This is a genomic window from Vibrio albus (assembly GCF_003144035.1).
In the GTDB taxonomy this organism is placed as follows: domain Bacteria; phylum Pseudomonadota; class Gammaproteobacteria; order Enterobacterales; family Vibrionaceae; genus Vibrio; species Vibrio albus.
The window spans coordinates 105,418-125,028 of the sequence record NZ_QFWT01000010.1 but is presented as its reverse complement, the minus strand read 5'-3'; the positions used below and the strand labels follow the sequence as shown (position 1 = coordinate 125,028).

The 19,611-nt window shown below is 39.9% G+C and carries 17 protein-coding genes; 9 read left to right on the top strand and 8 right to left on the bottom strand.

Translation table 11 applies throughout. The features are described 5' to 3' along the window. Positions 1-7: 7 nt before the first annotated feature. The 6 genes from clcA to DI392_RS16495 form a co-directional block, all read right to left on the bottom strand. Positions 8-1,405 carry a H(+)/Cl(-) exchange transporter ClcA gene (gene clcA, locus DI392_RS16520; RefSeq protein WP_109320796.1) on the bottom strand — a complete coding sequence of 466 codons (1,398 nt, stop codon included), beginning with the start codon at positions 1,403-1,405 and terminating at the stop codon, positions 8-10. 608 nt (positions 1,406-2,013) lie between these two features. Next, entirely contained in the window at positions 2,014-2,958 is a 945-nt protein-coding gene (gene ylqF, locus DI392_RS16515; protein WP_109320795.1) for a ribosome biogenesis GTPase YlqF, read from the bottom strand. Between the two features lie 831 nt (positions 2,959-3,789). Further along, positions 3,790-4,143, bottom strand: a complete 354-nt coding sequence (locus DI392_RS16510; protein WP_109320794.1) for a hypothetical protein — start codon at positions 4,141-4,143, stop codon at positions 3,790-3,792. A gap of 140 nt (positions 4,144-4,283) precedes the next feature. Continuing rightward, positions 4,284-4,757 carry a GNAT family N-acetyltransferase gene (locus DI392_RS16505; protein ID WP_050907316.1) on the bottom strand — a complete coding sequence of 158 codons (474 nt, stop codon included), beginning with the start codon at positions 4,755-4,757 and terminating at the stop codon, positions 4,284-4,286. Continuing rightward, complete coding sequence (locus tag DI392_RS16500) at positions 4,750-5,673, bottom strand: ornithine cyclodeaminase family protein (RefSeq protein WP_017066871.1); 924 nt, start codon at positions 5,671-5,673, stop codon at positions 4,750-4,752. Before DI392_RS16500 ends, DI392_RS16505 begins: the two co-directional genes overlap by 8 nt. Before the next feature lie 2 nt (positions 5,674-5,675). Then, positions 5,676-6,827, bottom strand: coding sequence for an alanine racemase (locus DI392_RS16495; RefSeq protein WP_017066872.1), 1,152 nt, complete (start codon positions 6,825-6,827; stop codon positions 5,676-5,678). Positions 6,828-6,939: 112 nt separating this feature from the next. Here DI392_RS16495 and DI392_RS16490 point away from each other — a divergent pair, with 112 nt between their 5' ends. From DI392_RS16490 to DI392_RS16455, 8 genes are all read left to right on the top strand, one after another. Continuing rightward, positions 6,940-7,851 carry a LysR family transcriptional regulator gene (locus DI392_RS16490; protein ID WP_017066873.1) on the top strand — a complete coding sequence of 304 codons (912 nt, stop codon included), beginning with the start codon at positions 6,940-6,942 and terminating at the stop codon, positions 7,849-7,851. A 186-nt stretch (positions 7,852-8,037) separates the two neighbouring features. After that, positions 8,038-8,424 (top strand): YybH family protein, encoded by a 387-nt coding sequence (locus DI392_RS16485; protein ID WP_181388451.1) that lies wholly within the window; start codon positions 8,038-8,040, stop codon positions 8,422-8,424. Positions 8,425-8,708: 284 nt separating this feature from the next. Continuing rightward, positions 8,709-10,802, top strand: a complete 2,094-nt coding sequence (locus tag DI392_RS16480; protein WP_109320793.1) for an ATP-dependent nuclease — start codon at positions 8,709-8,711, stop codon at positions 10,800-10,802. Continuing rightward, positions 10,793-12,562 (top strand): UvrD-helicase domain-containing protein, encoded by a 1,770-nt coding sequence (locus DI392_RS16475; RefSeq protein WP_109320792.1) that lies wholly within the window; start codon positions 10,793-10,795, stop codon positions 12,560-12,562. Before DI392_RS16480 ends, DI392_RS16475 begins: the two co-directional genes overlap by 10 nt. 188 nt (positions 12,563-12,750) lie before the next feature. Beyond that, entirely contained in the window at positions 12,751-14,055 is a 1,305-nt protein-coding gene (locus DI392_RS16470) for an FRG domain-containing protein (RefSeq protein ID WP_109320791.1), read from the top strand. Between the two features lie 496 nt (positions 14,056-14,551). After that, on the top strand, positions 14,552-15,256 hold the full coding sequence (locus tag DI392_RS16465) for a c-type cytochrome (RefSeq protein ID WP_109320790.1): 705 nt from the start codon (positions 14,552-14,554) through the stop codon (positions 15,254-15,256). 83 nt (positions 15,257-15,339) lie between these two features. Beyond that, positions 15,340-15,900 (top strand): NapC/NirT family cytochrome c, encoded by a 561-nt coding sequence (locus tag DI392_RS16460; protein ID WP_109320789.1) that lies wholly within the window; start codon positions 15,340-15,342, stop codon positions 15,898-15,900. 179 nt (positions 15,901-16,079) lie between these two features. Then, positions 16,080-16,328, top strand: coding sequence for a DUF3297 family protein (locus DI392_RS16455; RefSeq protein WP_109320788.1), 249 nt, complete (start codon positions 16,080-16,082; stop codon positions 16,326-16,328). 70 nt (positions 16,329-16,398) lie between these two features. Here the strand turns inward: DI392_RS16455 and DI392_RS16450 are convergent, their stop codons facing one another. Beyond that, positions 16,399-17,115: a glutamine amidotransferase gene (locus DI392_RS16450; protein ID WP_109320878.1), complete on the bottom strand. Its 717-nt coding sequence runs from the start codon at positions 17,113-17,115 to the stop codon at positions 16,399-16,401. A gap of 106 nt (positions 17,116-17,221) precedes the next feature. Further along, a complete protein-coding gene (locus DI392_RS16445; protein WP_109320787.1) occupies positions 17,222-17,650 on the bottom strand; it encodes a DUF1810 domain-containing protein in 429 nt (142 codons plus the stop codon). A 495-nt stretch (positions 17,651-18,145) separates the two neighbouring features. Between DI392_RS16445 and DI392_RS16440 the strand changes: the two genes are divergently transcribed. Then, on the top strand, positions 18,146-19,540 hold the full coding sequence (locus DI392_RS16440) for a peptide MFS transporter (RefSeq protein ID WP_109320786.1): 1,395 nt from the start codon (positions 18,146-18,148) through the stop codon (positions 19,538-19,540). The last annotated feature ends 71 nt before the right edge of the window (positions 19,541-19,611 follow it).

The following is a 19,611-nucleotide window of genomic DNA, read 5'->3' as shown; positions in this document are numbered from 1 at the left end:
AGCCAGATTACTGTTGATCGGGTAAATCTTCCTGCCGTAATTTGGTATTCTTCAGGCTCCGGCGTAGCAACTGACTATATATAGGCTGACCACCAAGCATCTGTGCGAAGATAACGGCTCCCAGGCAAGTCGTGATCAATGGCAGAATCAGATAATAGTTATTGGTCATTTCAATAACCAGTAAAATACCGGTAATCGGGGCTCTAACGGTTGCCGCAAATAACGCCCCCATACCTGCAATGGCAAACATGCCTGCATCGATATCCAGCTCAGGGTAAATGCTTCTTGCTATTAAGCCAAACGCATACCCAAATAAGGTTCCTAGTGCCAGCATCGGCGCAAATATCCCGCCAGGAGCCCCGGAGCCAAAACACACCAGTGTTGTCAGAATCCGGCCCAGGAAAAGAAGAAGAAGGAAGCCAGCACCGTAATCACCGTTCGTAATATGAGGAATAAGCCAGATCCCGCCTGCTGTCAGTTCAGGTACATATAAAAGAAGAAGACCGAAAGTACCACCAATTAATGTTCCGGTAAGCAGGTAACGGCTGCGTATATGCTTATGGATCTTAGTGAACATATCTTGTGAAAAGGTGACTAAACGGTTAAAAATCACTCCAAAAATACCGAATAACACACCTAAAAGAAGGAACAGAAATAAGGCCGGAAGCTCCGGTGGAGCGTACTGCGGCATGGTAATCACCGCATCTTGTCCTTTAATCATCCTAAAGACGATATTCGCCGAAATAGAAGCGATGATAACGGCCTTGATGGATATCAGAGAGTAACGGAACTGGGGACGCATTTCTTCAACGACAAACATGATACCAGCTAGTGGTGCGTTAAAAGCCGCAGCCAAGCCACCGGCAGCACCGGAAGCTAATAACGAATGCTTGGTGTCATCATTTTTAATGCGGAAAATGTCGGTAATCATTCGGCCAATTGCCCCGCCCATTTGCACTGTAGGGCCTTCACGGCCTAACACCATACCTGAACCTAAAGCACCCATACCACCAAAGAATTTTACCGGCAATACCCGCCACCAACGGACTGGGCGAATACCATCCATCGCACCTTCAATTTCCGGAATACCGGATCCGGCTGCTTCGGGAGCAAAGCGGTGAACAAGAAAATAACCGATAAAAGCAAGAAACCCACTGATCAGAAAGGCGGCAAGCCACAGTGGAACTGTATGGCTGATTTCACTTTTGAGCCACTCAGTACGAGTTTCGGAAATAAAGTGAACGGCTAACTCAAAGTAAGTACCGACAAGACCGGCAAGAATGCCGACCAGTAAAGACATAAGTAAAACGGAAACTGGGGTTTTGTCTTTTGAGAGAAACTGGTTTATCGCATCTTTAGGCATCCGAGCAAGCAAAGAATGCTTTATTTTCTCTTTTTTGGTCATTAGGTTAGAAACCTCTTTATTGAAGGATAAGAAACTAAAATTACATTAATAAACAATTCCAACGGATAAAGTAGCTAAGGTTCTGAACAGTGCAGTAAAGTGGAAAGAGTCCGCCTGGTAAGAAAGAAAGTGGAAGAGTGGGAAAACCTGATAACTCTAGGCATGGCGGGTAAAAACAATCTCCTTAATGTTGGTGGCTACCGAGTGTGATGAGCGTCGCATGTTAGCACAAATATTCTGGCAATAAAGGCTTTATTCACTCCATCAATGCAATCTAATATCACAAAAATGAGGTTCTTGGTGAAGGCCATAGATCTGCATCACGAGACCTATAGGTGTATAAATTTGATATATTTATTTGCGTTTTCACTAAAATAGGCCAGACTTAAAGTGTAAGGTAAATATGACCCAACAACATGGAGGAATGGAAACCTTACAGACAATTTGGTTGGATACATAATCAACTCTTAGACCTCGTAAAAATGTTGGGATACAAACTTTGCGATCTCAGCTCCGCACACTCACGATTGAGTCACGAGGAATAAAAGGCGTGCTTGTTCGGTACGCCTTTTTCACAGATTTATTTACACTCTCCATATCTCGTCTGATTATTTTTTATTCTTCAGGTAACGCTTTCTGCGTTCTTCTTTCTTTTTCGCTTTTTCTTCTGCTTTTCTGGTCGCTTCTATCTCTACTTCGATCAGTTCCTGGGTGATCATCTCCGGTAGTTCCAGTGTTACCTGACCCAGAGTGCCGTTACGCAGTTCATGCAGCAGAATTTCTGATGCCTTGTGGAGGTCAACACGGCCACCGGCCCGCAGACAGCCCCGTTTTGCACCAATCGCTTCCATCAGCTCAATTTCTGTCTCTGGCAGTTCATCAATCTGATATCTTTCTTTAAGCAGATCAGGGTACTGTTTCGCAAGATACTCAACGGTATAAAATGCAACCTCGTCATACTCCATGGCGGTATCTTTGACTGCACCTGTAGCCGCAAGGCGGAAACCGCTGTGCGGGTTTTCTACTTTCGGCCACAGAATCCCCGGAGTATCCGACAATACAATCCCATTTTGCAGGTTAATGCGTTGCTGGCGGCGGGTGACCGCAGGCTGGTTGCCTGTCTGGGCAATGGTTCTACCTGCCAGAGTATTGATGATGGTTGATTTGCCGACATTCGGGATCCCCATGATCATGGTGCGGATGTTTTTCCCCATCGCTTCACGATGTGGAGCCAGTTTACGACACAACTCCATTATCTTGTGTACTTCCTGAGGGTTGGCAGTGGTGATTGCCATGGCTTTTACGTCATTTTCTTTTTCAAAGTGATCAATCCATAACTGTGTCAGCTCCGGATCGGCCAGATCACGCTTGTTCAGCACCTTCACGCAAGGCTTATCGCCACGAATAGAAGAAATAAGAGGGTTTTCACTACTGAAAGGTATGCGGGCATCCAGCACTTCGATAATCACATCAATCTGCGGAACGACTTCTTCGATTTCCTTACGTGCTTTATGCATATGCCCCGGAAACCATTGAATTGTGTTATTAACCATTAAAAAAATATGCCCTTTTACTTTGTGATTATGCTGGTGGAGTAGCAAACCGTTTTGTTAAAAAATAGTTTGCCATAACAGCTTCCAGCACCGATGGTATTGTGTTCACCAAAATTTTCGAATGGAATGATTGTAACACTTTACCTGTCAAATCGGGAATTGGTCGTTGGGTAGCCTTGGCTAAAGACTTTTTCAGTCATCACCGGCTCTAAATTGAAACGTTAATACGCCCCAGGTTTTGCTTGATTGAAATTGCGAGATTTGAGCTGTATTCCGTCGTGATAAATCAGGATCAACTAGACTTAGAATAGAAGGTTCCTGTCACCCATCGTGAGTAAAATTCACTAAGGGGGAATTATGCCAAGAGGCGGTAAAGGAAGAGGCCCATTATCCAGTCACTTTGACCATGACAAACACTGTCCAAGTAATATTGGCAAACATCATGGCGGAAGAGTCAATGCTCCGCGTAGAAGCAGTGTCTCACCGAGAGGTAAATAAATAAGCAAAGCAAGTCCATCGAAACAGGTGGACTTGTTTTTTTATCCTTCGGGTAAAATCCGTCGGGACGACAGGTTCTGAAACACCTTTGCCCCAAAGCTTGCTAGCCTTGTGAAATTGAATGGGAGTAATTCATTTATTTTACTTGAATTTGGCTAATGCCAAGTTACCAGCAATAACACTCTTTACTTGACTGTATGCATATAAATTCGATTCTATTAGCTTGTCTAGAAAATGTTATCAATAAACAGGGTTAACTATAAATTTTCAAGCTGATGGAACTCATGAACTTTATAAGCAAGGATGCAATTATTTAGACGGTGATGTTCATTTTTAATAATCACAATCATTAAAAATGATTCTTTCAACTCTCTTTCCAACAGCACTTACAATATAAATATTCTTGTCATGTTTACTCTCTGTTTTGTATTTAGACACGATGACTAATTCATTCTCAGTCACCTTTATTTGCACTTCAATATCCGAAATGCTGGTTCGAAGAGAGTTTTTACTTTCAGTCACTGTATTAAATTCTAAATTTTTATCAAGAGAAGATTTAACACATTCTATGTCTAGCACAACATTTTTAATAATCTTTGAGGTATATGATTCCGAGTATGATTCATACTCATAGTTACACCCTGAAAATAAAATAATAAAAATGGCATATACAGGTATGTTTTTCACTAGCTCTCCAAATTGATAAATTAAAATTCGTTTTTACGTGTTAATTAACGAGTGATTGTAAGATTAAAATAATTATTTCATGTTTTACTATAAGGTTTAATTGTTAGTAATTTATTGAACCATCTAAACCGATTATTAAATCATATCTTGAAGCTAAAAATTAATTCAATTTCATCATCAAGTCTTCTACCCGTTGGTATAAATCCGAGCTTTTGGTAAATATGGAGAGCATTCCCTTCCTCTTTATCCATTGTTGTCAGGGACACGCCTTGTAAACCGATAATGGAAGCGTATCGCTTACTAAAGTTAATCGCTTGATTTCCCAATCCCTTTCCTTGAAAACGATGGTCAATCATGACGCGCCACACGTACAAATGATCCTTTTGAAAGTGATCATCGAACTTGTCGAGTAGTCTTGGATCGATAAGAGAGATGAGCCCTGCTGGCTTGTCGTCTAAATAAATGCCGTAACTGACGCTATCGTCGTTGAAACTCGCCTCTGCAAGCCATTCTGCGTTATTAGCAATGAGATGTTTTTGGGACTCTTCCACAGAGAGGTCGATAATGTCATCGATGGTGTTACCGTTTATTTTTAAAAAGCTAACGTTATTCATGGTCATCTCCCTTGGATAGGTATTTATCTAAAACTATTTGCGCAATATAAAGATCTTGATAGGCAATTCCTGAGCTATCAAAAATAGTAATGTCGTTTTTGTTCCTTTCTTTTAATTGAAGCTTGTCACCGATCTGATAGATCTCTTTATCTGGCGCATGCTGGAACTCACCAATCGTTTTGGACTGAGATAAATAATCACAATAGAGGGTGGCGTTCTCAAATAGCGATGGTGGAAGTTCCTGTTTTCCTATTTTATCTGCTCCCATTGCAGAAATATGAGTTCCAGGTTTTACCCATGAAGATTCAAACAAAGGAGCGGTGGACGCTGTAACGGTAACAATAATATCTGCGCTTTCACAGGCTTCTTGAGCGGATTTGATGTCTGTTGTTAACCCTTCTTTGCTTAGCTCTTTCGCTAGTTGGTTGGCGTTAGTCTGATTTCTACCAACAATCAGGACTTTAGATAGATTCCTAACTTTTGAAATGGCAAGCGCTTCGTATTTAGCTTGATGACCTGTGCCAAATAACGCGAGTACAGATGAATCTTGTCTCGCCAGTAGATCAACAGCGATGGCATCAGCTGCTGCAGTTCGGTAGGCATTGACCAAACTTGCTGACAAAATGGCTTTCATTTCCCCCGTATCCGGTGAAAGAAGAAAGATATGAGTACCATGGTTCGGTCGCCCAAACTGATTATTGCAAGGCCAATAGCTTCCCATTTTCCAACCAAGTAATTGATTTGTGCATGCTGATTTGAGTGAAAACATTGAGCCTTCGATCGGGCCTGATGCGTTAACGACCGGAAATATTGATGAGTGCTGATCTTGTACTGAAGAAAATGCCGCTTTGACCGCTTTGTATGCCAGCTCGTGAGAAATTAACGCTGCTGTCGTTTTTTCATCTAGATAAATCATGTTTACCACCCTGAAACACGTTGCCATTGCTCAATTTGACCCTCGACCAAGTCAAAGACATAGTATTTACTGTGCATCGCGCTTGTAGAGCATGCATGATTTGGGACGATGTGTACTCTAGAACCAATGGGAAAACATTCGAAGTCGATCTCGCTTCCAGAAGCCGCTTCGAGTATGCCGTGCTCTTGATTTACCTGCACTACTTTCAGTATTTGACTCTCTTGGCCATTCGGTTGGAGAACCACGCCATAACATTGTTCGTCATGACCTTTATCTAAAGAAAGAGCCATCCATCCAGCATCAACAAATATTTGCCCCCTCGATTTGTTGTGTCCAATAACACTACTTACTACTGAGATTGCGATATCGTTTAAAGTACATACTCCAAGCCGATGCATCACTAAGTCAAACAATGAATAGACGCCAGCTCTGACTTCTGTGATTCCACTTGTGTTTGTGTATGAGCATGCCGTCGGGGTAGAACCCACGCTGACTATTTCGCAGTAAATCCCAACCGACTCGAGGCGTTTCGCCGCAAGTTGTGCAGTCGCTACTTCATTACTGGCGGATTGGTTTAACGCTTCTCGAGACTTACAGTGGTAAGACTCACCTGCGTGGAGCATCACCCCTTTAAAATTGCCCAAACCCTTACCTAAGCTCTTAGCCATTGCAATCAGGGCTTCGGAATCTGCACTTACTCCACCTCGGTGTCCGTCGCAATCAATCTCTATCAGGCAGCTAATAACACACCCACGTTCTTGACAGTAGGCGTTAACGAAATCGACTTGTTCCATGCTATCAAGTAAAACCACAATACTCATACCACGTTTCAGTAGCAGTTCGACTCGCAATAGCTTTTCTTTTGATATGCCAACAGCATAGAGAATGTCTTTACAACCATAACTGGCAAGCTGTTCTGCTTCTTCAAGGGTGGATACAGTGATTGGATCCTCTATAGAGTCAATTAAGTACGGAAGCGCATCTAACGATTTTACGGTCTTAAAGTGGGGCCTTAGTGGTGTGCCTAGTTTCGACATATGGCTGCGCATTTGAGCAAGGTTGCTCAAAAATTTTTGTTTATCCAAATAGAGAAATGGTGTGCCGATGGCATTGTATTTTTTTTCTAAATCAGGGTGTTCCGTATGCTTAATCATTTCATTTACCTAAACTTGCAAAGTGAAGTTAACTATTGATGAAATGATTATGAAGTAGGAAGAAGTTGAATTATATTAACAAAAATCTACTTATACATTAGGTTGGAAGTTAATGTTAACGACAGAAGATATTCGATTTCTTGTGGTAGTTTCTAACCATAGAACATTGGCAGATGCGGCTCGTACGCTCAATATAACGCCACCATCAGTCACTCAGCGTATTCAACATATCGAAAAGAAGCTATCGCTTAAGTTACTTCAACGGCCTTCGCGCGTGGTTAGCTTAACAGAAGAAGGGCGCGTTTTAGTTGATACTGGTATTTCGATCCTTGAAGATTTGGACGAGCTCACCGATAAACTCAATGAAAGCAGAGGGGATGTCAGTGGTTGTCTAAGAGTATTGGCGCCCCTTGGCTTTGGCAACGATGTGATAGCCCCTTTATTAGGTGAGTATAAAAAAGCTCATCCTCGCCTAGAGGTGGAGCTAGAGTTATCAGATAAGCCAAACTGGGCCAACCATCATAAATGGGACATTATCATCTACATTGGTCACCTGACGGATTCCAGCCTTAAGATGGTGAGTTTAGCCCCAAACAAGCGCTTTGTTTGCGCTTCGCCCGAGTATTTATCACGTTATGGACAGCCTGAAACTCCGCAAGATCTTAAGAAGCATCAATGTATTGCGTTGAGAGAAAATAATGAAGATGTCACGTTGTGGAGCTTTACTCATACAGTCTCAGGATCCATAGAAAATGTTCGAATTCGTCCTTCACTTGCAAGTAATGAGGGCAGAGTGATTAAAGACTGGGCCTTAAGAGACTTAGGGATTATCATGCGATCTGAATGGGATATTCAATCACAGATTGATAGTGGTAAATTAGTGCGATTATTGCCAAATTATGAGCTTCCAAATGCCGATATTGTTGCCCTCGTGAGTTCTGCTGCGCATGAGAGGTCAGCGCGAGTCACTGGCTTTTTATCTCTATTAAAAGATCAATGCCAAAAAGCGCCGTGGTTAAGTTGATAGTATGTTGTTATCAGAGGTGTGCTAGCGCCGATCATGGCAAACACACCTTTGCCCCAAATCAGTCAGAGTAAGAAGTGAGACATCTTTCCTTAAGCAGTCATTGACCTACATTTTTTAATGGTTGATTATGATATTTCGATAAATATCGTATGCAACCGTTACATTATGCACTTAGGAGGAATCATGACTCACCCGATAGTTGAACAAATAAAAAAAGCCGATAATGCAATCGTTGCCGAAGATTTCGATACACTTCTTGATATCTATGCCGATGACGCAATTTTAGTTATTGAACCTGGCAAAAATGCAGAGGGTAAAGCTGCTATTCGTGAGGCTTTTGAAGCGATCTCTGTGTATTTCAAGAATGGGTTGCAAGTAAAACAACAAGGTTTAGAAGTTCTTGAAACCGGAGATACAGCGTTAGTTTTGGCAAATACAGTTGTGTCAGCTCCTAATTACCCAGAAGTAATTCGAAAAGCGACTTATGTTTTTACCAAAAGCTCAGAGGGAGTTTGGTTGTGTTCAATCGATAATTCGTATGGTCACGAAATCATTGGCAAATGTGAATAACTACTATGACGTCAATTGCTTATCTGTGATTACTTATCGCAAACACGATTCTGCCCCAAAGTGAGCTAGAGCGTGATTGAACCTGATTTCAACCCTCGTAATTTGAATTAGTTTTCTTTATGCCCAGAACTTTAACTATGTGGTCAAATTTCTAATCCATTTCACCCAGTTAGTATCGTTGAAGATGTTATGCTATAAGTTTCTCATAAAGGCAATGAATTATTGATTTGTAGGTAACATTCATTGCTCTAAAATATGTGTAATTTCGCATGGGTGGTTAAAACGTGTACATTTCTAGTATCGATATCTCAAATTACAGAAGCTTCAGAAGTCAAAACGTACAGTTTAAAAATGATATTAACGTTATCGTTGGACATAACAATGCAGGTAAAACAAACCTTTTACGTGCATTAGCTGTTGTACTGGATAACTCATCTTCAAAGAGTCTATCTATTGATGATTTTAACAAAAATATCCCTTTGGACGAGTTAAAGATTGCGGCACCAAAGGTCTCGATAGCTGTTACCTTTAAAAAAGGGAGTGACCACACTCCAGATGATTTAGCTACGATTGCTAGCTGCCTGACTAAGCTTGAGGAGGATTATGAAGCTAAACTGACCTACGAGCTATTTTTGCCAGAAAAAGAACAAACCAACTATTTACAAGAGCTAGATAAGGTAAAAGATACTACTTCAAAAGAAGATATATGGAAGATCATTGAATCTAAGTTTTTAAGAAAATATAAGTATAAAATTTGGGCTGGTAAAGTTGAAAATAAAGATCCTGTTAGTAGCGAAACCATCAGTAAGTTTGATTTTCAGTTCTTGGATGCAATTAGAGACGTTGAAAGAGACATGCTCAGCGGAAAAAATAACTTACTAAAAGATGTATTTCAGTTTTTTATAGACTATGACCTTAAGAAAAATATCAATACTCTTGAACCAGATGAAATAGAAAAAAAAGTACAAGAAATCAGGACTAGAGAAGGTCTGTTTAAGGCATCCTCTGAAAACGTACTAGCGCAACTGCATGAAAGAATGTCAGAGGGAAAGGGTGAAATACTAGGCTATGCTAATAAAACTGGTGCGGATTTTAATGATTCGTATCCCGACTTTGATGGTAGTGTTTCTGAAAAAGATATGCTGTTTGCTTTGCAACTTATAATAAAAAAGAAAACGGGAATAACGTTACCCGCGACTCATAATGGTTTAGGCTACAATAACTTAATATACATGTCTCTTCTCTTGGCAAAAATGCAAGTTAATTCTGATGGTAGCTATATGGGAAGTAACGCTAAGATATTCCCAATGTTAGCAATCGAAGAACCAGAGTCACACCTTCATCCATCTATGCAACACAAACTATTGAAGTTCTTAAGTGACAATAATAATAAAGCTAGACAAGTTTTTATCACGACTCACTCAACACACATAACGTCATCATGTAAATTGGACAATATAATCAATCTGTATTCAGATGATGAAGAATATACAGTTTCCTACCCTTCAAAAGCATTAGGGAATAATGATAGTAAAAGGTATGTTCAGCGATTCTTAGATGCAACTAAATCCGACATGCTGTTTGCTCAAAAAGTTATCTTTGTTGAAGGGATTGCTGAACAGTTACTAATATCGACCTTTGCAAAATATTATGACAATGAAGTCAAAAAAACACAGCCAGATCTTTCCAAATGCTTAGAAGACAACCATATTTCCGTAATTAATGTTGGTGGTCGATACTTCGAGCATTTCTTGAAAATTTTCGATACAAATGATGAAAATGCTATTCCTAAAAAGGTTGTATGTCTAACTGATAGAGATCCTGTAAGAAAAGTAGAAAGCGGTAATTATGAGAAGTGTTATCCCTTTGAGTTAGGAACCGATAACGAAACTTATGATTATTCTAACAACTCATCACAATTGATTGATAAATATAAAAGTCATAAAAACATTAGATACTTTAGCCAAGGAGAGAAGAGTAAAACCTTTGAATATGAGATTGTTTTAGAAAACCCAAAACTTAAACTTCTGTTAACTGATTCCATTAGTAATAAAAAAGAATTGGAAAAATTAATGGACTCAATTGACGAACTACCAGTTGAAGAGTTCATTGAGCTATTGAATAAGGGAACTGAGAAAAAACCACATGCAGAAAACAATCGAATCATCGAGTCCATTCAGCACTGTTCATGGGATGAAGATAGTAAAAAGAAAGCTATATTAGCATCCAGATACTTGAACTCCGTGGGTAAAGGTGAAAATGCACTATTACTATCTGACGTATTAGAAAGAAACCTTGAGAAAATAGGTACGGATGAATACCAAGAATTTGTAGTACCTCAATATATTAAGGATGGGATTGACTTTCTATGTGCATAAATACGATAACATCTGAATCAGTCATTAAAGCCATTGATGATGAATTTAGGATTTCAGCAGGTCCAGGAGCTGGAAAAACTCATTGGTTAATAAGTCATATTAGTAATGTAGTATCCAATTCAACTCGTTTAGGTAAATTTGGTAAAGTTGCATGTATTACTTATACAAACATTGCCGCTGACACAATCAATAGTAGATTAGGTAACTCATCACAACATACGGAAGTAAGTACGCTTCATAGCTTCCTATACAGACACATAATTAAGCCCTACGCATCCTTCTTGCCATCTGAGTATGAACTTAGCTTCGAAAAAATAGATGGCCATGATGATCATTACGTTAGCCTTAAAAGAATCAATGATTGGTTAAGTAATCATAAAAGTAAGGCTAAGTTTAAACACCCTTATACAATAAATCAGCTTCAAAAACTAAAGAACAATCAAGGTGCCTTAAGTAATTGGATAAGAACAATTTATTGGTCGATGGATCAGGAATCAAACCTTGAACTAAAGTGCAAAAGCAAAGAAGCATATTATAGTGAGTCAGGGAAGCGTAAGTATATATCAAATAAAATCATAGATGCTTTATCAGAAGACTTAATTACATACAAAAAGATTTTCTGGAGAAAAGGGGTATTACACCATGATGATATACTTTACTTTAGCTATAAACTAATAGAAGAAAATCCATTTATTATAACTGTAATAAAATCTAAATTTCCCTATATATTCATCGACGAATTTCAAGACACAAACCCTATTCAGTCTAAAATAATAAGTAGAATTAAAGAAATAGGTGTTATAGTTGGCGTTATTGGAGATAAAGCACAGTCAATTTATGGTTTTCAAGGTGCTACACCAAACGATTTTGATAACTTTATTTCACCTAGAACAACCCAATACACTATTTCTCAAAACAGACGTAGTACAAGTTCAATTATTGATGTTTTAAATCATATAAGAGAAGATATTGAGCAAACCCCATATAGGCTAGAAAATGGGGCATTGCCACAGTTACTAGTTGGACCTATTTACGGCGCTTATGAGTATTTAAAGGGAAATCTTGGTGGCGGCGAAATTCAAATAATATCAAGAAATAATATTTCAGTATACAATTTAAATAGAATTTTTAATGGCGGAGTATCAGATGTAAATCCGATAGATGAGATTAGAAATATTGACTCAAATACAGAACGTAAAAATAAAATAATAAACTGTATTACGGCGTTATTTTTCGCTAATAACTTTAGGTTTAAAGATGCAGTCGCCGAAATTGAAAAAAATTTCCGTGAAATTTTAGATGAAGATATAAAAAGGAAAAAAGCGTTAGATAGTCTTTTTACACTTACGGCGAATCGAAGTGAATTTGAAGAAAAAAATATTTACGAATTTTTTGTTTTTATTAAGGAAAATATACACAGCTCTATTTCAAAACTCACTGATAGAGGAAAGCAAAAACCTGTATATGAACGTATCTTGTACAAAGATATTATAAATCAATTATGTACTAGCGGAGAGATGGGGGATATAAAAACCATACATAAAACTAAAGGCGATGATTTTGATAATGTGTTAGTCCACTTACCAGATGAAAAGAGCCTTGATTTTTTAATAAATCCAGATCTAGAAAACAATGAAGAACATAGGGTTTATTACGTAGCTGTAAGTCGAGCAAAGGATGGATTGTTTATATCAGTTCCGACTCTAAAGAGAAAAGATAAAGAAAAATTAACATCTTTGTTCAAGATAGTTGATTTATAAACCAACATACAGAAGACTATTGACTCCATATCTTTGCACCAAAGCTTGCCAACCAAAGATTTAGGACAAATTTCTTTTGTCATAAATTGACTAACTTTTTCTAGTGGATGATTATGTACTTAGTTTGATATGAAGTTGTAGCTCGATTAAGAAACGGTAAGTCCAATTATTTTGTATATGGAGACAAAGTGAAACAGTTAAAAGTAAACACGCTTCATGAGCTGCAAGAGTTAATTGCCACGTATGGCGAGGAGGTACTTTTCAGGGGGCAGCTTGAACATTACGGTGAGCCTAGTCATCCTTCTATTATAGCCTCATTTGACCGCAGAGTTTGCGTTCCTTCTGAAGCCGTAAAATGGATGAGTTATGCCAGTAAAGTTCTTGAGGCCCTTATTGGTGACCATGTTAAGGATATTAGTTATGTACAAGCACTTTTACAGCATTATGGATGGAGATCATTTTATATTGATTGCTCATCCAGCCCAGCCGTGAGCGCATGGTTTGCTAGTCATAAGTACACTGAGTCACTAGGCATCGATATGTGTGAAGATTGTGGTGAAAACTTTCTCTGGGAGCGCAAGAAGTTTGCGCAGTATAATTTTGAAGAGGGTGACGGGCATCTTTATATAATTGATAAATCAATTGCAAAAGAAGTAGGACTTGTAGATTTGTCTACATTAACACTTAGTGGAACTTTTCTCCGAACAGATGCGCAAAAAGCATGGCTGTTAGGACCGACTTTAGGGAAACCGATACCCAAGGAGTGTTTTGTTGCTCATATTACAGCGAGTAGGAGCATCTTTCGGGACTATGCAAGCTTACACGATTTAACAAACACTGATTCTTTGTTTCCGCCAGCTTCAAAAGATCCAATTTTGAAAGCACTATTAGAGTTGCCGTGGCGAGAAATAAAGTCGCTCCGTGATCCAGAGTTTTCGGTTCCAGTCTTTCAGCGAGCACTTGAATTGCCAGAATATCAAAACAGTTTCGAAAAAATCGCCTCACCTACAACTGCTTTTTACCGAGGTCAAACGATAAGTGAAATGTTCGATTCATTAGAGTCTCGCTATGGTTTACTGACTGGTGGTGAAATTATTTCTGCATCAGAATTAATTCTTTTCGGAAGTGCTGATACAAACACACCATTGAATTTTCCTAAAATCGAAAAAAAGCTTGAAGGGAATAACTACCTAGCATTTGAAATAGATGAAATTGTTAAACATCCTAATGTGGGAGATAACACTATTTATCAAAAAGGGGTTGGTATAATTTCTCACTCATCGGAACTTTTTGAAGTTTGCGCCTTAGTCGTTATGCATCCTGGTATTGAAATGACCAATGCTGGATTTAGTCAAGGCTGGTTCTATCGTAGAAAGTCGAGTGGTTTATGGGAACGGGAATATCATGAATATGAATGCGACTGTGGTAACGAAAATATACATAATCGTAATATTTCTGCACTGCACATCGCTGAAGATCTTTTAACGTTGTAAGGGGAAAAGTATACATGAACCATGAAATAACCAATTACGTAATGGCTTATCCAAGTTCGCCACGAGTATCGAGTTTTCCCTACATGAAGTAATTCGTGGTTTGCTAAATTAAGTAAATACTCTAAGTGGATTCTGTCCAACGACGAGTCAGGATTATCTGCTTTGACACCCAGGCGAGAGTTCGAATACTGCTGCACACGGATTTAGTGCTCTAGGCCGGCATAAACCAGCGGGCTCAGCGCCATGATCGTTAACTATGCTTGATTTCGTTGCGGCCTTTTTTAAAAGATAGCTGAAGTCACAGACTCTGGACTCTTGAGGCAACAGAAGCCTCGCTCAATAGCTTCACAAGCGAAGTGCTTTTTGTCTACATCAAAAAATAATCGCTCAATCGCACTTTCATGCGCCCCAATTAAGGTCGGAAGGATGGAAACAAATTATTCACCTATAGTTAGTAGGGAATATCGATAATTGAAGCCACCTAAGAGAAAAGATTATGAAGAAGCTACTAACAAGGATTGCAACTGTCATTATATTTTCTGCATCAATGTCAACTATAGTTCAAGCTGAAGAAGCATCTGTAATTGCCCGTGGTGGACAACTTTATGACAAATGGTTCAAAGTAATTGATGCTCCAAAGCCTGCTGATACACATAAAGCCTGGCCTGCATCTAATACGAAAAAAAAAGGTGATGTTACATGGCGCTGTAAATCTTGTCATGGATGGGATTTACGTGGCAAGGATGGAGCTTACTCAAAAGGTTCATATAAGACAGGAATAAAAGGATTGCAAGGAGTGGCAGGAGCTCCGTTAGAAGAAATTATTACTGTAATGAAAGATGATACCCACGGTATGGAGGGTATGATGAACGAGCAGGATTACCATGATCTGGCCTTGTTTGTAAGCAAAGGTCAGGTGGATATGAGCAGCATTATTAACCCAGACAAATCGGTAAATGGCGATGTTGCTAAAGGAGAGGCATACTACAACACCATCTGTGCTGGATGCCATGGTAAAGATGGAAAGCTTCCTAGAGACTTAGCTGCGCCATTGGGCAAAATAGTCAGCAGCAATCCTTGGGAAGGTCTGTTCAAGATATTAAATGGTCAACCTAAAGAGTCCATGCCGGCCATGAGGGCTCTGCCAATCGACGTTTCAACTGATATTCTTTCTTATATGATGACATTACCCCAGAAGTAATTCTCCTAATGTAAGGTAAATAGACCCTGAATCATATTTCAGGGTCTTTATCATGAAGTGAAAGCAAAGCAGGGATTAAACGTATGTCGAAATCGTTTTGGCAAGCCAGTAGGTTTGTTTGGGGCATAATTTTAATTAGCGGTATTGTTTTTGGTATATTGCTACTTGGAAGCTTTCATAGTGTGTTGGAAAAAACAAGCACACTAGAGTTTTGTGTTTCATGTCACGAGATGGAACAGACGGTCTATCAGGAATATCTAGAATCAATTCACTATAAAAATCCATCAGGAGTTCGTGCAACCTGCTCAGACTGTCATGTACCTAAAGAGTTTTTTGCTAAGGTTTGGCGTAAGGTTAAAGCTTCAAAGGAACTCTACCATACATTAATAGGAACGATAGATACGCCAGAAAAATTTGAAGAGCACCGTTTAGAGATGGCTGAACGAGTTTGGGGTGAAATGATAGAAAACGACTCTCGTGAATGTAGAAATTGCCATGATTATCATGCAATGGATTTCCCAAACCAGCGACAAAGGTCGCGTGAACAAATGGAGGAAGCCATGCTAGAAAATAAAACCTGTATCGAGTGCCATAAAGGTATCGCACATAATAAGCCATATTCTGAGGACGAATTTGATGATTAGTCATTTAGATGTGTAATTCCGACTTGACCTGATGAGATAAACGTCGGACTCGGGCAGGATAGGAGCTGCGTCGATTTGAGTAGCATTGTACTAAATTTTCTCGGTGGTGAGCGCTCTATTGAGGCATAGCTCTGTATTGTCTAGAATAGTGCACCATATTTTTATTTCAGGTCATAAACATGAGCGACACTAACTCCAAACCAACCCTGCCAGATCACTTATCGGGTAACTCTCGTAGCCCGTACTTTGTAGAAGAGTGTTTTGAACATCCCATCGGTATTCGTCTCAATGGTAAAGAACGTACAGACGTTGAAGAATATTGTATTAGTGAAGGCTGGGTAAAAATCCCTTCACCCAGAGCAAAAGACCGTTACGGTAATCCAATGCTCATTACGCTAAAAGGTGAAGTAGAGGCATTCTACAAATAAGTTTATTTAAGTTGCCGATTTAATGTGGCAGATAATAATATTTCGGGAGGGCGATAGCGAAGTTATGGCCTCACCCGTTTAGTCTGTCCGCACACAGACGAGCAAACTGCACCAGTATTTGTCGGGCGTTATCTGTCGCCCTGATCTGTTGCTTTTTCTCGGTAAGGCGGTCTTGGCCCAAGGTCTCTGCTACATTGTTCAGCATCTCCTCCATAATCTCGGCAGAAAATTCCGGGTGAAACTGTACGCCCCATACACAACTACCAATGCGAAATGAGTGGTGATTATCCAGGACACTTTCCGCCAGGCAAACTGCGTTTTCTGGTAGCGTTAGTACAGATTGAAAATGTATGGTCTGAGCGAGGAACTGCTTTGGTAAAGTAGAAAATATCGGGTCATTTTCGCTTTCCTTGTTGCGGGTAATTTCTACGGTACCAACTTCCAGACCATTTGGGTTAAATCCGGCTTGTCCACCAAAAGCATAAGCAAGAAGCTGGTGACCAAAACAAATACCCAGTACAGGAATGTTGTTCTTGCAGAGCTGACGGATTTCGCTGGCAAGTCTTTTCATCCAGTCGGCTTCTTCGGTGACCATAGAGAGTGACCCCATAATAACGACACCAGCAAGCATTTCATTGTCAGGAATAGGAGTATGGATCCCGTCGTGAAAGGCGACATCCAGAGAGGTTTCACCAATTGCCAGCTTAGCCCATAATTCGAAATCACCAAACTTACTCAACTGCTTTTCCGGAGCCGAGCCAACGTTCACAATTAATAGCGGTTTCATAACATCCTGTGTTACCGATTTAAGCAATTTGATTAATATAAGGAGTGGAATGGCGAAACGCAATAGAGGCCGGTCAGTTTTCATTGTGTACAGGGGCAATAATTCTCTAACACTTTTTATTATCAAGTATCTTAAGTGTTAGCGGGTCTCTCTGTCCGTTATAAAATTTATCTATTGCCTCAGAAAATAGGCTGCTTTCCCCTGCGGCTTGTTCAAAAAGGGTGAGTGAAGAGCACAGTTTAAGGACATCAGGATATCCGAAAATCTCTTCTGCAGTGAGGGTTTTCAGAGAGAGTAAGGTTTTTGTACATTGAATCAATCTCTGGCCGAGGAGGGGATGATCCAAGTACGCTCTGGCTTCATCCAGATTTTGAATAGCATAGTAAATACTGGTCGGACTGTTTCCCAGCCCTTTTATTTGAGGAAAAATAAACCACATCCAGTGTCCTATTTTGTGCCCATTTTTTATCTCTATTAAGGCATTGCTATAAGTTTCTTCCTGAGCTTTAACGAATTTATCCAGGTATTTTTCCATATCAATTTCCCTTCTTTCCAAGAGTCAGGCTATCGCCTGATCACTTTTATCTTAGGACACACTTAAGTATTCCGTACTCGATTTGGAAAAAGTCTGAGCATGACGAGGTAAGGCTCTTATTGTTCGGCGTGTTCTATGATGAATCGTAAAACTCAAAAAAGTTGGGTGAAAATCATACAAAATTGGTTGTGGGCTAGTTGTATATGCTGAGAAAATTGTAGTTAATCAGATTAATTAACTAAAAAATTTTGAATAAAAAGTGGTTATTATTCTGATTGGCGTGTGTGTATGAATTTCTATGAGAAGTGAGGGGTTGTTATAAGTGATTGATATTTATTGTGTTATGCTATTTCCCTTTATCTTTCCTTACAAACCTCTGTGGATATAATTATTCATAGGTAATTATATCCAATAAAGTGGTTAATGTAGATCAAGTTACTGTAATGATTTAATTGTGTAGAATATAATACCTTTATTCGTAACTTATTAAGAATTATGGCAAACAAACAACAGATATTTGGTCATCCACGTGGCCTCTTTCTTCTTTTCGGAACAGAACTGTGGGAACGTTTTTCCTACTATGCTATGAGAGCAATATTAGTTCTCTATCTGACAGATACCACCTTAAATGGGGGACTTGGCTGGACTCAGAAAGACGCATTGGATCTTTATGGTATTTATACCGGTTTGGTTTATATCACTCCTTTAGTTGGTGGCTGGCTGGCTGATAACTATTTAGGACAGCGCAGATCAATTTTGATTGGTGGTGCCCTAATGGCTATTGGACAGTTTACCTTAGCAATGCCTCATCAATATTTAAGTATAAGTGCTATGCATGCGTTTGTTTTGGGTCTGGGCTTCCTGATAGCAGGTAATGGCTTGTTCAAGCCAAATATCTCAACCATGGTTGGCGATCTGTATGAAGAGGGTGACCATCGCCGTGACGGAGCGTTTACGATTTTCTATATGGGGATCAATATTGGTGCTTTGCTTGCCGGTATTATTGCCGGATCGGTAACCAGTGAATATGGCTGGAAAGCTGGGTTTGCTGTAGCAGGAATCGGAATGCTGATCAGTCTGGTGATGCAAATGACTCTGGCGCAACGCTGGCTGGGAGATATTGGACGGGTGCCTGCTGCGGTAACCGATAAGGGAAGTCAGGCAAATGATAAATCGAAGCCTTTGACCAAAGAAGAAGTCGACCGTCTGAAAGTGATTATGATTATGGGGTTGTTTGTGATCATCTTCTGGGCCGGGTTCGAGCAAGCTGGCGGACTGATGAACCTGTATACCCAGCAATATACAGACCGGATGTTGGGTGGTTTTGAAGTTCCTACAGCGTGGTTCCAGTCACTGAATCCATTCTTTATTATTACTTGTGCGCCGATTATTGCCGCTATCTGGGTAAAACTAGCCAGTAAAGAACCGAACTCCCCGGTGAAATTCGCAATGGGACTATTCTTCCTGGCCATTGGCTTTGTATTTATGGTCGGTGCCGTTCTGGAGCAGGGTGGAGATATGACAGTCAAAACCTCAATGCTCTGGCTGGTTGGTGCATTTTTCTTCCATACAGTTGGTGAACTGTGCTTGTCTCCAATTGGATTGTCTATGGTAACCAAACTGGCACCGCTAAGACTGGCGTCTCTGATGATGGGAGTATGGTTTGGCTTTAATGCTGTTGCTAACTATGTCGCCGGTCTGATTGGTGCACATGTCGGCGAGTATGGACCAATGGCTATTTTCAGTGGTATTGCGATAACCGCAACCGTGTCAGGTATCATTCTTCTGCTGTTTTCTAATAAATTAGTGCTCTGGATGCATGGCGCTGAGCAAGTAGCGGTATCCGACAGCGGAAACGCAGACGAGGAACTGACCGTTCAGGAAGCGTAATCGTTTTCTATCAGGCCACAATGTTTGTCATTTATACCGTCAGGTTTGTTAATGACAAAGTATTGTGGCCT